The organism is Pedobacter sp., from assembly GCF_965249885.1.
In the GTDB taxonomy this organism is placed as follows: domain Bacteria; phylum Bacteroidota; class Bacteroidia; order Sphingobacteriales; family Sphingobacteriaceae; genus Pedobacter.
Window position 1 is genome coordinate 3,212,569 of sequence record NZ_OZ252254.1, and the last position, 14,136, is coordinate 3,226,704.

The window sequence follows — 14,136 nt, forward strand, 5'->3', positions numbered from 1 at the left end:
TATGAAAAGGATTTTGGGCTTATTATCGGTTTTTCTACTTTTCACGGCTTGTGGAAAAGAGCAGAACTTTGTGCCCGATTTCCCTGTCAATTTTAGTGCCCCACTAACTGATCCCAATATTAGTAGGCTAAGTACACCTGGCGGAGCGGTTAGTTTTAATAATCATGGCGTAGCTGGTATCATCATCTATCGCAGGGCGGATAACCAGTATGTAGCTTACGATAGGTGCAGTACAGTAAATCCGGAACAAAAAAATGCAGTGGTTTTAGATGATCCGTCGTTAACGGCTACTGATCCTGTATCAGGTGCAAAATATTCACTATATGACGGCAGTCCGGTTAAAGCACCTGCTAAAACATCATTAAAACGCTATAACGCATACGTTGCTGGCAATACGCTTTACGTAAAAAATTAATGGAACCAGAGAAAATAAAAAATAGCATCCTAAGAGCCGCAAAGGAATTATTTAGGAAATACGGTTATCATAAAACTAGTGTAAACGAAATTGCCAAAAAGGCTCGTATTGCAAAAGCAACCATCTATAAGTATTTCGAAAGTAAGGAGCAGATTTTAGATTTTATCCTAATGGATTATTTAGATGTGAATTTGCACGGCATATTGTCTAATAAAGCACAATTTGCTGATGAGGAAGAACATTTGAAAGCACTGGTAATGAAAACTTGCAGACTATCTTTTACGGTATGTAATGAGTTTATTGGCTGGGATTTTGTACGTGAGAATGCCAATTCACAGGAATTTCTGAAACACCTTTCTGACCAACTTGAAGCCTTATTGCTATCTGCATATCTAGAATTGGATCACTTTAAAAATAACCCAGCACGTAGGGGAGGGCTAGCTTTTTTATTAAAGGCTAGTAAAAGTATTGTGTTTTCGTTTGCATTTACCTCTGTAAGTGATGCCGATGTACGCAAAAACTTCGTGGCGTTCCAAAAGGAAATCCTTCCTTATTTGGTAAAAGCTGCACTTTAGCTATTATATTTAAAGCATTGCAATAAGTAAGCTGCCCCATCCTAAAATCATCAACAATCCTCCAATTGGTGTAACTGGGCCTAAAAATTTGAAGTTCCTTTTCAATGGATCAGCCAATGCGAGAAGATAAATGCTGAAAGAGAATAGGATGGTGCCTATGGTAGCTAAATAGAAAGCCCACTTCACATTGCTAATGAATACGTTGGTGTTAAAACCTAATAACAATAAAAATAAAGCATTGTACATTTGATACCGTACACCCACCTCGAAAGATGCAAGTTTTTCTGTAGACAGCACTTTCTTTAGTGCATGTGCGCCAAACGCACCAAGTACAATTGCTAATATACCAAATGTTCCTCCAGTAAAAATGATGATGTTGCTGCTCACGGTTAATTAATTTTTGTTATCCTGAAGTCTATTCAAGCCGTAAAATAAACCGGCTACATGTAAGGCTTGGTCTATCTTATTTTCATTTAGTAAATTTTTAACCTCCTCAATGGTGTACAATTCCACATTTAAAATTTCATGTTCATCTAAATGTTGTTCGTGGGTTTTTACGCCACCAGTTAGTAAATAGGTAAAAGTTTGATTGTTAGCCGTAGCTGGGTTGGGATAAAGCGTTGCGATTAGCTCACAGGTGTCAAAAGTGTAGCCTGTTTCTTCCAGTAGTTCTCGTTTTACGGCTATTTCTGGCGCTTCGCCATCATCAATAACTCCGCCCGGAATTTCGAGAGAAATAATATCACCCGCAAATCGGTATTGGCGCACCATGATGATTTGATTTTCCGTGGTTAGGGCAATAGCGTTAACCCAGTTAGGATATTCCAGTACGTAATAATCATCCTTAATTGTACCGTTCTGAAGTTTACAAGTATCTACCCTTAATGTAGCCCATTTTTCCCTAACTAAATATTTGGAGGCAAGTTTTTGCCATTTTTTTATTTCCATGCTTATCAATTCAAGGGCAAAAGTAAAAATTTAAAATAGCTTGGCCATTCTAAGGAAATCTTATTCAGTCTAATTTTTTATTAAAGGTATTGTTGTATAATCTCTTGTCGGTGGAAGTTAACAAGATGAACAATTTTGTGTTGTTCTGCAAGCACTTGATAGATGAGGTTGAGCTTAGGCGCAATGATTTGATTGCGTTCTGCGTTTGTTCCTAATTCATAGAACAAAAATTCACTTAACGAGTCAAGCTTTTCAGCTGATAAATTGCTTTTGGTTAGCCAGTTTTTAAAAGCATCCAAGTTTTGGTTATCCAAAATAGTGCTTGGCAATAGGAAAGACTGAGCCATTGTTTCGTTAAACAAATCGCTAGCTTTTGCAAAATCACCATCAAGCTTTAGGCCCATTATTCTCGCTAACACCTGTGCTAAACGTTCTATTTCTGCAGTAATCAAATCTCTCCTGTACATAGAAAACAAATTTTTAAAAGACTAAACCTTCAATCGTGCGGCAATCACAACACTAACCACTAACCACTAACCACTAACTACTAACCACTAACTACCAACTTCCGCTACTGCCACCGCCGCCAAAACTTCCGCCGCCAAAGCCGCCGAAACCTCCTCCGCTGCTACCGCCGCCAAAGCCGCCTCCTCCAGAGTTACGTCCGCTGCCAAAAAGCAATCCCCAAAAAATTGCGTCCGAAACGCCGCGTCCACCAATAACTTGGCCTCCGCCTCCGCCGCCTCCTCTTTTAATTAAGATGATAATGATGATAACGATAATTAAGATGATTAAGCCAGAGCCAGCTCCACCGGGACCTTTCCTTCCTCTAGGTTTGTCATTTTTATACTCGCCTTTAGTTAACTTAATAATGGAATCCACCCCTGAATTAATTCCTTCGTAATAGTTGCCGTCTTTAAAATACGGCTTTATGTCATTCTCAATAATGCGTTTGGTGTAGATATCCGGTAGTGCGCCTTCTAAACCGTAGCCAGTTTGTATAGAAAGCTTGCGGTCGCCAAGTGCAACTAACAATACAACACCGTTACTTTTTTCTTTACCACCAACGCCCCAAGCTCTTCCTAATTTATAAGCGTATTCGTTAATATCATAGTCACCAACGGATTTAATAACTACAACTGCAATCTGATTAGATGTCGAGTCATCGAAAGCAACCAATTTACTTTCTAAGCTTGCAATCTGAGTAGAAGATAATGTGTTCGTATAATCATTTACTAAGCGATTTGGCTTTGCAGGAAATTCCTGTGCAAAGCCGCCAACCGTGATAAATAAAATATATAATAATAGTGATAGCCTTTTCATTGTAGGGTGATATGTGTTAAGGTGCTACATCGTTAAATGTAGTTCAATTATTGCTGCGGATCTAGAAAAACGATGTCGTTAGGAAGTTCATTCACATCATCTTTTTGGTAAGGAAAAAATATAGAAAGCTTTTCTGCAGCCAATGCTATTCCAGCAATAATGCCGTCGCATAAATTTCCTGACATGAAATGAGCCTTCATGGCAGTTTTTGTAGTTTCCCAGAAATCAGAAGGCACTAAATTATTAATTCCTTTATCTCCAATAATGGCAAATTTGTGATCTTCGGTTGCCAGATAAATCAATACACCATTGTGTAATGCCGTTTTATCCATACCCAATTCGTGGAAGTAGCCAGTTGCTCTTTCATAAGCGTCGCCTTTACAATATTTTTCTACAGCAATTCGTATTTCGCCTGAAGTTGCTTTTTCAGCTTCCGTTATTGCTTGTGCAATCTGCTCTTGTTCTTTGGTACTAAAAATAGACATGCTAACTCAAATTAAAATTAAAGGGTAACGTAAACTCCAACGTGCTGTAAGTTATACATTACCCTTAATTAATACTGCTTTATAACTAAAATTCTACTTTAGGAGCATTTTGCGAACCCGCATCAGCTTTAAAAGCTGCTTTCTGACTAAAACCAAACATTCCAGCAGTTAAGTTATTCGGAAATGATCTTACTTTAGTGTTGTAAGTTTGAACAGCAGCGTTGTAGTCAGTTCTTGCAACTGTAATTCTATTTTCGGTGCCTTCAAGCTGTGCCGACAAATCTCTGAACTGATCCGTAGCTTTTAACTGTGGATAGTTTTCGGTAAGTACCATCAGCCTTCCCAATGCTTGTGTAATCTGACCTTGAGCAGCCTGATATTTTTGAATATTCTCTTCGGTCAATTTGTTTGGATCAACTGTAATTTGGCTTGCCTTACTGCGGGCTTCAATTACGGCGGTCAATGTAGATTGTTCAAATTTCGCAGCACCTTTAACAGTACTTACTAAATTAGGAATCAAATCAGCTCTTCTTTGATATTGAGCTTCAACAGCGCCCCATTTTGTTTTAACATCTTCATCTAGTTTAACTAAACTATTATATCCACAGCCACTAAACAAAGCTATTATCGCTAAAACTGCAACAATGCCAATTAAAACTTTTTTCATGTTAATTCTTATTAGGTTTTTATTTTGTTAGTTAGATAGCAATATTCATACCTTGTTACTTAAACATACAAAAAACTGACAAAGTGCCATACCTTATATATATTGTATCAAATCGCTAAACAATAAGCTCAATTTACTAATTTTGTATCGTTCAAGATAAAAACTTGACTAATCATATGCAAAAAGACATCGAAATAACCGTTGAACCAAACAACGTTGATAACGACAAGGCCATTCTAGATCGCCTTGCTAATTCGCTAAATATTCATCAAAGCCGAATCAATCATTTCAATATATTAAAGAGGTCTATAGATGCTCGCTCTAGAAAAGTGGTGTATCGTATGCAAATTCGAGCATATATTGATGAGAATTTTGTACCTGAACCGCAAACTTTAACATATAATAAAGTAAGCGATGATAAAAAGGTCATCATAGTAGGGGCAGGGCCCGCTGGTTTGTTTGCGGCATTGCAATGTATTGAAATTGGGTTGAAGCCTATTGTGATAGAGCGTGGTAAAGATGTTAAGCAACGACGTAGGGATTTGGCGGCTATCAATAAACAAGGTTTAGTAAATACCGAATCAAACTACTGCTATGGCGAAGGTGGGGCAGGTACTTACTCTGATGGTAAGTTGTACACGCGTTCCAATAAACGTGGCGATATCAATAAGGTATTACAAATATTTGTGCAACACGGCGCCCACCCTGATATCATGGTCGATGCCCGTCCACACATTGGTACAAATAAACTACCGCATATCATCACCGCTATCCGCCAAACCATATTAGAAAATGGTGGTGAAGTAATTTTTGATGCCAAGCTAACAGATCTCATTATTGAAAACGGTAAAGTAAAGGGTATCATCGTTAATCACCATCAGGAAATCAACGCTGATGCTGTGATTTTAGCAACTGGGCATTCGGCCAGAGATATTTATGAACTTTTACATAGCAAGAATATCCTAATTGAAGCCAAGCCCTTTGCCCTTGGAGTTCGTATAGAGCATCCTCAAAACGTAATTGATCAGGCGCAGTACCATTGCGATATCCGTAGCGAGTACCTGCCACCTGCTTATTATAGTTTGGTTGAACAGGTGAAAAGCCGCGGCGTATTTTCGTTTTGTATGTGTCCAGGAGGAATCATCGCTCCTTGTGCAACAGATTTAAATGAAATAGTAGTTAACGGTTGGTCTCCTTCAAAGCGCAACAACCCTTTCGCCAATTCGGGTACAGTAGTGCAAATCACGCTCGATGATGTACAAGGCTATGATCCTTTGCGAATGTTAAATTTCCAATCTGCCATCGAGCAGAGGGCATTCGAAGCGGGCGGTGGCAATTTGGTTGCTCCGGCACAACGTATGGTCGATTTTGTGGAGAATCGATTATCCATCGATTTGCCTAAAAATTCTTATTTGCCAGGCACCAAAAGTGTAATGTTAGATAATATACTTCCAGATTTTGTTTCGCAAAGTTTAAAGGGCGCACTTCCTTTATTCGGCAAAAAAATGAAAGGCTACTATACCAATGATGCAATTTTGGTCGGAGTAGAAAGCCGAACTTCATCGCCAGTACGCATACCACGTGATAAGGAAACCTTTCAACACCCGCAGGTCAAAGGCTTGTATCCTTGTGCCGAAGGGGCTGGCTATGCAGGTGGAATCGTCTCGGCAGCTATCGATGGAATTAATTGTGCCAACGCAATTCTAAATCTGCATAAACATTAGGCTAGTAAAATCGTTTAATCAAAGAGCACGCATAACCAAATTATCAAAATGAAAAAAACACTCATCATCGGCGCAAGTCCTGATCCTAGCAGATATTCCTATAAAGCAGCCCATATGCTTACCGGTCGTGGTCATCAAATCGTAAATGTTGGAGTTAAAACGGGTGACGTGGCTGGAGTGGCTATCGAAAAGCCCGAACATATTCATCCGGATATTGATACCATTACTTTATATATAGGGCCCGCAACTCAACCGCAGTACTTTGATTATATAGTAGCAACCAAGCCTAAGCGAGTTGTTTTTAATCCGGGCACTAAAAATAGGGAATTACAAAGGGTATTAGATGCAAATGACATCGATTACACTGAGGCGTGTACATTGGTTCTTTTGGCAACAGGACAATATTGATTATAGAAAAGCAATAGCATTACATATATTATAGTACAGCCCCGCTGTACACTACAAGTCCGCTCCCGAATTCTCGGGATGCGGGCTTTTCGTTTCCATCGGGTTTATTATACGCTAACCCTTGCAAAACACGCCGTTTTCATTTGCAGCAATCCAAGTTTGTATCTGAATTGAGCGTGTAAACACTTTTTAACGCATATTGTTCGATTGATACTGAAATTTTTTTAACTGTATTCCAGTGAGTTGTATTACGTGAATCAAAAAATACCCATTTCAGTATTGCGCAAGAAAGGATATTTGCTACCTTTGCACTCCGCTTCGGAGGAAGAAAGGATGTGTAAGAGAAGATGTGAGAGTGATGAAAAGCAGCAAACAAGACTAAAAAGAAAAAGTTTTAAAAATTTAAAATTTTTCTTGTCAGTAAGAAAAGTTTTGCTACCTTTGCACTCCGCTTCGGAAGGAAGTGGGGAATTTGAAAGAAGAGGGAAATGGGGGGAGATGAGGTGAAGAAAGGCAAGAAAAAATAATTTATTTTTTATTTGCGGAATAGAAAAAGTTTCCTACCTTTGCAGTCCCAAACGAAACGGGAGTTACCAGACGGAGTTTGATAACGATAAAGAAAAGACTGGAACAACGATGTGCAGAACTGACGCGGAGCATTAAGGCCGCCGAAACACGGCACGGGTTTGCAACATATACAGGCCGCAGTGATGCGTGCCGGGAAGTTCATTAAAGAGATATCATTTTTAAAAGCGCAGCGGGGCGAAGATGCTACTGTAAAGTACATACAGCCAGCTGTTTTCTTAGGTCGGTTCTTACAGACAACATAATAAAGAACAGACAAATCAATTTTAGTTAATAGATGTGTCAGCGTTCGAATTCACATTTTACAATGGAGAGTTTGATCCTGGCTCAGGATGAACGCTAGCGGCAGGCCTAATACATGCAAGTCGAGGGGTATGGGAAGCTTGCTTCCCTGAGACCGGCGCACGGGTGCGTAACGCGTATGCAACCTACCCTTTTCTGGGGGATAGCCCGGAGAAATCCGGATTAATACCGCATAAGACCACACGATGGCATCATCGAGGGGTCAAACATTTATGGGAGAAGGATGGGCATGCGTGCCATTAGCTAGTTGGCGGGGTAACGGCCCACCAAGGCGACGATGGCTAGGGGATCTGAGAGGATGGCCCCCCACACTGGTACTGAGACACGGACCAGACTCCTACGGGAGGCAGCAGTAAGGAATATTGGTCAATGGGCGCAAGCCTGAACCAGCCATGCCGCGTGCAGGAAGACGGCCCTCCGGGTTGTAAACTGCTTTTGTACGGGAATAAACCTCGCTACGTGTAGCGAGCTGAATGTACCGTAAGAATAAGGATCGGCTAACTCCGTGCCAGCAGCCGCGGTAATACGGAGGATCCAAGCGTTATCCGGATTTATTGGGTTTAAAGGGTGCGTAGGCGGCCTGTTAAGTCAGGGGTGAAAGACGGTGGCTCAACCATCGCAGTGCCCTTGATACTGATGGGCTTGAATGGACTAGAGGTAGGCGGAATGTGACAAGTAGCGGTGAAATGCATAGATATGTCACAGAACACCGATTGCGAAGGCAGCTTACTATGGTTTTATTGACGCTGAGGCACGAAAGCGTGGGGATCGAACAGGATTAGATACCCTGGTAGTCCACGCCCTAAACGATGAACACTCGCTGTTGGCGATAAACGGTCAGCGGCTAAGCGAAAGCGTTAAGTGTTCCACCTGGGGAGTACGCCCGCAAGGGTGAAACTCAAAGGAATTGACGGGGGCCCGCACAAGCGGAGGAGCATGTGGTTTAATTCGATGATACGCGAGGAACCTTACCCGGGCTTGAAAGTTAGTGAAGTATCCAGAGATGGATGCGCCCTTCGGGGCACGAAACTAGGTGCTGCATGGCTGTCGTCAGCTCGTGCCGTGAGGTGTTGGGTTAAGTCCCGCAACGAGCGCAACCCCTATGAATAGTTGCCAGCATGTAATGGTGGGGACTCTATTCAGACTGCCTGTGCAAACAGAGAGGAAGGAGGGGACGACGTCAAGTCATCATGGCCCTTACGTCCGGGGCTACACACGTGCTACAATGGACGGTACAGAGGGCAGCTATACAGCAATGTAATGCCAATCTCAAAAAGCCGTTCACAGTTCGGATCGGGGTCTGCAACTCGACCCCGTGAAGTTGGATTCGCTAGTAATCGCGTATCAGCAATGACGCGGTGAATACGTTCCCGGGCCTTGTACACACCGCCCGTCAAGCCATGGAAGCTGGGGGTACCTAAAGTCCGTAACCGCAAGGAGCGGCCTAGGGTAAAACCGGTAACTGGGGCTAAGTCGTAACAAGGTAGCCGTACCGGAAGGTGCGGCTGGAATACCTCCTTTCTGGAGTGGTCCCGGCCACCCGCTGCGCACAAAATGATAATGTATATCTCGAAAAAGGAAAAAAGAAACACCAAGAAGATGAAAGCCGCAGGTCTTACCGGCCACTGGGCAGGGAAGTAAAGATGGCACATCGATATAGTCCCGTAGCTCAGCCTGGTTAGAGCACTACACTGATAATGTAGGGGTCTCCAGTTCAAATCTGGACGGGACTACGGACAAGTTTTTTTGGGGGATTAGCTCAGCTGGCTAGAGCGCCTGCCTTGCACGCAGGAGGTCAACGGTTCGACTCCGTTATTCTCCACTTGGAAGTGAAAAGTCAAAGGTCAAAGGTAAAAGGTAGCAATACTTTCAACTTTCAGCTTTTAACCCTATACTTCAGGAAGTTCTTTGACATATTGGAAGAAGTTAAAAAAGAAGAGCAAACAACAATAGGCGACTGTTGTGTTTGTGCTCTCCCGGTCTTGCATCGGGGATGAGACATCATGACAAGAGCAAAAAAGCACACCGTGCGGCGCAAAAGGCGCACGAGTGGAAGAAAGTAAGAAAGAGTACACGGGGGATGCCTTGGCTCTCGGAGGCGATGAAGGACGTGATAAGCTGCGATAAGCGCCGGGGATCTGCAAATGAGACTCGATCCGGCGATTTCCGAATGGGGAAACCCGCCATGTTGAAGACATGGCACAATAAGAGCGAACCTGCCGAACTGAAACATCTAAGTAAGCAGAGGAAGAGAAAATAACAATGATTTCCTGAGTAGTGGCGAGCGAAAGGGAAAGAGCCCAAACCATCCATGTTACGGCATGGGTGGGGTTGTAGGACTGTGACGTGGTTATAATGCAGCGAAGTGGAACAGGATGGGAAGCCTGGCAAGATAGGGTGATAGCCCCGTACACGTAAGCACCATTAGCCTAACAGCATCCTGAGTACCGCGAGGTCGGAGACGCCTTGTGGGAATCTGCCGGCACCATCCGGTAAGGCTAAATACTCCCGAGAGACCGATAGTGGACCAGTACCGTGAGGGAAAGGTGAAAAGAACCCCGAACAGGGGAGTGAAATAGAACCTGAAACCGTGTACTTACAAGCGGTCGGAGCCCTGTATGGGGTGACGGCGTGCCTTTTGCATAATGAGCCTACGAGTTACTCTTCACTGGCAAGGTTAAGTGCTTCAGGCACGGATCCGAAGCGAAAGCGAGTCTGAACAGGGCGCACAGTCAGTGGAGGTAGACGCGAAACCTTGTGATCTACCCTTGGGCAGGTTGAAGTTGCGGTAACACGTAATGGAGGACCGAACCGATAAACGTTGAAAAGTTTCCGGATGACCTGAGGGTAGGGGTGAAAGGCTAATCAAACTGGGAAATAGCTCGTACTCCCCGAAATGTTTTTAGGAACAGCGTCGGCATCGAGTTATACAGAGGTAGAGCTACTGATTGGGTGCGGGGGAGTCAAATCCTACCAAATCCAGACAAACTCCGAATGCTGTATAATATGGCCGGCAGTGAGGCTATGGGTGCTAAGGTCCATGGCCGAGAGGGAAAGAACCCAGACCATCAGCTAAGGTCCCCAAGTTACGGTTAAGTTGAACTAACGAGGTGCGATTGCATAGACAGCTAGGATGTTGGCTTGGAAGCAGCCATTCATTTAAAGAGTGCGTAACAGCTCACTAGTCGAGCGATCGTGCATGGATAATAAACGGGCATCAAACTGTACACCGAAGCTATGGGATTGAAATATATCGGTAGGGGAGCATTCCGGCGGCGGCGAAGCTGTAGCGCGAGCTGTGGTGGAGCTTCCGGAAAAGCAAATGTAGGCATAAGTAACGATAAGGCGGGAGAGAAACCCGCCCACCGAAAGGATAAGGTTTCCTGATCAACGCTAATCGGATCAGGGTTAGTCGAGGCCTAAGGCGAACCCGAAGGGGGTAGTCGATGGACAACGGGTTAATATTCCCGTACCTTTTATAATTGCGATGTGGGGACGGAGTAGTGGAACTGCCGCGGCCTGACGGAATAGGCCGTTGAAGACGGTAGGTATACGCACGGTAGGCAAATCCGCCGTGAGTGCCGAAAGTCGATAGTACCGCGAGCCTTCGGGCAAGTGGATAGCGCAGGTAATCAGACTTCCAAGAAAAACCGCTAAGCTCCAGGTTATAAAAGCTCGTACCGCAAACCGACACAGGTATCCGGGATGAGAATTCTAAGGTGCTCGAGTGAATCATGGCTAAGGAACTCGGCAAAATGGCCCTGTAACTTCGGGAGAAGGGGCGCTGGCAGCAATGTCAGCCGCAGTGAAAAGGCCCAGGCGACTGTTTAACAAAAACACATGGCTTTGCAAAATCGAAAGATGAGGTATAAGGCCTGACACCTGCCCGGTGCTGGAAGGTTAAGAGGGGATGTCATCAGCAATGAGAAGCATTGAATCGAAGCCCCAGTAAACGGCGGCCGTAACTATAACGGTCCTAAGGTAGCGAAATTCCTTGTCGGGTAAGTTCCGACCTGCACGAATGGTGTAACGATCTGGGCGCTGTCTCAGCCATGAGCTCGGTGAAATTGTGGTCCCGGTGAAGACGCCGGGTACCCGCAACGGGACGGAAAGACCCCATGCACCTTCACTACAGTTTAACATTGACATTGGGTACAGGATGTGTAGGATAGGTGGGAGGCTTTGAAGCGGCGTCGCCAGGCGTCGTGGAGCCAACGTTGAAATACCACCCTTTCTGTATTCGGTGTCTAACCCCGGAAATCCGGGGGACATTGTTTGATGGGTAGTTTGACTGGGGTGGTCGCCTCCAAAAAGGTAACGGAGGCTTTCAAAGGTAAGCTCAGTACGCTTGGTAACCGTACGGGGAGTGCAATAGCATAAGCTTGCTTGACTGTGAGGCATACAGGCCGATCAGGGTCGAAAGACGGATATAGTGATCCGGTGGTTCTGCATGGAAGGGCCATCGCTCAAAGGATAAAAGGTACGCTGGGGATAACAGGCTGATCTCCCCCAAGAGCTCATATCGACGGGGAGGTTTGGCACCTCGATGTCGGCTCGTCACATCCTGGGGCTGGAGAAGGTCCCAAGGGTTCGGCTGTTCGCCGATTAAAGTGGCACGCGAGCTGGGTTCAGAACGTCGCGAGACAGTTCGGTCCCTATCTGTTGTGGGCGTAGGAATCTTGAGTGGGGCTGACCTTAGTACGAGAGGACCGGGTTGGACCAGCCTCTAGTGAATCTGTTGTTCCGCCAGGGGCATTGCAGAGTAGCTACGCTGGGAATAGATAAGCGCTGAAAGCATCTAAGTGCGAAACTAGCCACGAGATGAGGATTCCATACAGGGCCGTAGCAGACTACTACGTCGATAGGATACAGATGTAAAGGTGGCGACACCACAGTCGAGTATTACTAATAGCCCGAAGCTTTCAAGGCTGCACACACGTTGTTTGTTCTTCCCATTGACTTCTTTCAATAATATGTCATTATTATCAACTGATAATCATAAAGATATTCAGGTGCCTATATCGATGGTGTCCACCTCTTCCCATTCCGAACAGAGAAGTTAAGCCCATCCGAGCCGATGGTACTGCGGTAACACGTGGGAGAGTAGGTCGGTGCCTATCCTTACAGCCCCCCTTCAGCAATGATCGGGGGCTTTTTTGTGACCAAAGATCAACAACAAAAAGCACCACCCTCCAAAAAAACATCCACCAGACGCTGCGCCGAAAAACCGGCAGTTCCGATGCTGCCGCTGGAGCTGTACGCCGTCCGCCCCGGGACATGTAATGCAATAGGTCGATAGTGCCCTTCGGTTTGAACTTCATTTCATGGCCGTGCTTCTTAGATGAAAGTTAATAGCTATTTCTGATACTATTTTTCCTCAATGCAGTGGCTGTAACCGTTTAAGTTTGCCGAGATAACAAGCATTACTAATTACCTATTAAATAGTTTATAAAGTCCTGAAAAATGAAGATTATTCCATTTAGTTTTTTAATAGTTACGTTTTACAACAATTTGATGGAAGCATGCGATCTTTTGCTTTCTTTTTATCATGGTCAAAAATTATGATGGATTTTAATAATTTTAAAAGAGTTTCGACACAAATATTTTATATGATTTTTATCAGATTTATTAATATTTAGAGTCTAATGAGTTAATAAATTCCTCTAAACCATATAAATTGGCTATCTTTGTGTTTTAAAATCAGTACACGTAAATGAGTTTTTTTGTTGAAAGAAGAAGGGAAGTAATGCAACATATAGAGAAGTATATGTTAGAGAAGATGCCAGAATATCTAAAACCTATAGATGAGATATGGCAGCCATCAGACTTTTTGCCGGATTCGAGTAGAGATGATTTTTTTGATAAAATTAAAGACTTACAACAGAGTGCCAGCGAACTATCTTATGATTTGGTTGCAGTATTAATAGGTGACACTATTACTGAAGAGGCATTACCAACATATGAGTCTTGGTTAGCCATGGTTGATGGAGTTAGCAGAGATGAGGAGGGTGGCTGGATGAAATGGAATAGGCATTGGACTGCAGAGGAGAATAGGCACGGCGATCTATTAAATAAATATTTATATTTATCTGGACGGGTGGATATGCGTCAGATGGAAATTTCTACTCAGTATTTAATTGCTGATGGATTTGACATTGGAACAGGCCACGATCCTTATAGAAATTTTATTTATACCTCTTTTCAAGAATTGGCTACCAATGTTTCACACAGACGTGTAGCTTCATTGGCTAAGAAGGATGGCGATACTTTGTTATCAAAGATGTGTGGAGTAATAGCATCAGATGAGGCAAGACACGCAAAAGCGTACAAAGATTTTATCACCCAAATATTTAAAGTGGATGCCAATGAAGCTATGTTAGCTTTTGAGGATATGATGCGTAAGAAAATTGTAATGCCTGCACACTTTTTAAGAGAAGTAGGATTGCCTATAGGACAAGTTTTTGGTCATTTCACTGATGCTGCACAACGTTTAGGCGTTTATACCGCGGTAGATTATGTTGATATTTTAAAACAGCTTATTGTAGATTGGAACTTAGAAAGCATTAAAGAACTTAATGAAGCTGGTGAGAAGGCGAGGGATTATATCATGAATTTACCGAATAGATTGCTTAGAGTAGCAGATAGGATGAAAAATCCGTCTTTGGATTACAAGTTCAAATGGATATTAGCATAGTGCAAAAAT

11 protein-coding genes, 2 tRNA genes and 3 rRNA genes are annotated in these 14,136 nt (G+C 43.5%); 10 read left to right on the forward strand and 6 right to left on the reverse strand.

The features are described 5' to 3' along the window. The first annotated feature begins 1 nt into the window (after window position 1). A complete protein-coding gene (locus ACY2A0_RS13650; RefSeq protein ID WP_461790035.1) occupies window positions 2-415 on the forward strand; it encodes a Rieske (2Fe-2S) protein in 414 nt (137 codons plus the stop codon). Continuing rightward, entirely contained in the window at window positions 415-990 is a 576-nt protein-coding gene (locus ACY2A0_RS13655; protein ID WP_113637635.1) for a TetR/AcrR family transcriptional regulator, read from the forward strand. The genes ACY2A0_RS13650 and ACY2A0_RS13655 overlap by 1 nt, the downstream gene beginning before the upstream one ends. Window positions 991-999: 9 nt before the next feature. Here ACY2A0_RS13655 and ACY2A0_RS13660 read toward each other — a convergent pair whose 3' ends face one another. The 6 genes from ACY2A0_RS13660 to ACY2A0_RS13685 form a co-directional block, all read right to left on the reverse strand. After that, complete coding sequence (locus ACY2A0_RS13660) at window positions 1,000-1,377, reverse strand: DUF423 domain-containing protein (protein ID WP_461790036.1); 378 nt, start codon at window positions 1,375-1,377, stop codon at window positions 1,000-1,002. Window positions 1,378-1,383: 6 nt separating this feature from the next. Next, entirely contained in the window at window positions 1,384-1,938 is a 555-nt protein-coding gene (locus tag ACY2A0_RS13665) for an NUDIX hydrolase (RefSeq protein ID WP_461790037.1), read from the reverse strand. Between the two features lie 80 nt (window positions 1,939-2,018). Continuing rightward, complete coding sequence (locus tag ACY2A0_RS13670) at window positions 2,019-2,405, reverse strand: hypothetical protein (protein WP_461790038.1); 387 nt, start codon at window positions 2,403-2,405, stop codon at window positions 2,019-2,021. A 91-nt stretch (window positions 2,406-2,496) separates the two neighbouring features. Next, entirely contained in the window at window positions 2,497-3,261 is a 765-nt protein-coding gene (locus tag ACY2A0_RS13675; protein ID WP_461790039.1) for a TPM domain-containing protein, read from the reverse strand. A 47-nt stretch (window positions 3,262-3,308) separates the two neighbouring features. Beyond that, window positions 3,309-3,746: a TPM domain-containing protein gene (locus ACY2A0_RS13680; protein ID WP_461790040.1), complete on the reverse strand. Its 438-nt coding sequence runs from the start codon at window positions 3,744-3,746 to the stop codon at window positions 3,309-3,311. 85 nt (window positions 3,747-3,831) lie between these two features. Further along, complete coding sequence (locus ACY2A0_RS13685; protein ID WP_461790041.1) at window positions 3,832-4,413, reverse strand: LemA family protein; 582 nt, start codon at window positions 4,411-4,413, stop codon at window positions 3,832-3,834. A gap of 176 nt (window positions 4,414-4,589) precedes the next feature. On the opposite strand from ACY2A0_RS13685, the gene ACY2A0_RS13690 reads away from it, so the two are divergent. From ACY2A0_RS13690 to ACY2A0_RS13725, 8 genes are all read left to right on the forward strand, one after another. Next, entirely contained in the window at window positions 4,590-6,137 is a 1,548-nt protein-coding gene (locus ACY2A0_RS13690) for an NAD(P)/FAD-dependent oxidoreductase (protein WP_461790042.1), read from the forward strand. Window positions 6,138-6,185: 48 nt separating this feature from the next. Continuing rightward, window positions 6,186-6,545 carry a CoA-binding protein gene (locus tag ACY2A0_RS13695; RefSeq protein WP_461790043.1) on the forward strand — a complete coding sequence of 120 codons (360 nt, stop codon included), beginning with the start codon at window positions 6,186-6,188 and terminating at the stop codon, window positions 6,543-6,545. 889 nt (window positions 6,546-7,434) lie between these two features. Then, window positions 7,435-8,954: ribosomal RNA gene (locus ACY2A0_RS13700) — 16S ribosomal RNA — on the forward strand. 137 nt (window positions 8,955-9,091) lie between these two features. Next, window positions 9,092-9,166: transfer RNA gene (locus tag ACY2A0_RS13705), tRNA-Ile, on the forward strand. Window positions 9,167-9,181: 15 nt separating this feature from the next. Further along, window positions 9,182-9,255 (forward strand) — tRNA-Ala (locus ACY2A0_RS13710). 231 nt (window positions 9,256-9,486) lie between these two features. Then, a 23S ribosomal RNA gene (locus ACY2A0_RS13715) occupies window positions 9,487-12,361 on the forward strand. An 80-nt stretch (window positions 12,362-12,441) separates the two neighbouring features. Next, window positions 12,442-12,553 (forward strand): 5S ribosomal RNA (gene rrf / locus ACY2A0_RS13720). Together the 16S, 23S and 5S rRNA genes with 2 tRNA genes alongside form the textbook arrangement of a ribosomal RNA operon. 593 nt (window positions 12,554-13,146) lie before the next feature. Beyond that, window positions 13,147-14,127 (forward strand): acyl-ACP desaturase, encoded by a 981-nt coding sequence (locus ACY2A0_RS13725; protein ID WP_461790044.1) that lies wholly within the window; start codon window positions 13,147-13,149, stop codon window positions 14,125-14,127. Window positions 14,128-14,136 lie beyond the last annotated feature (9 nt).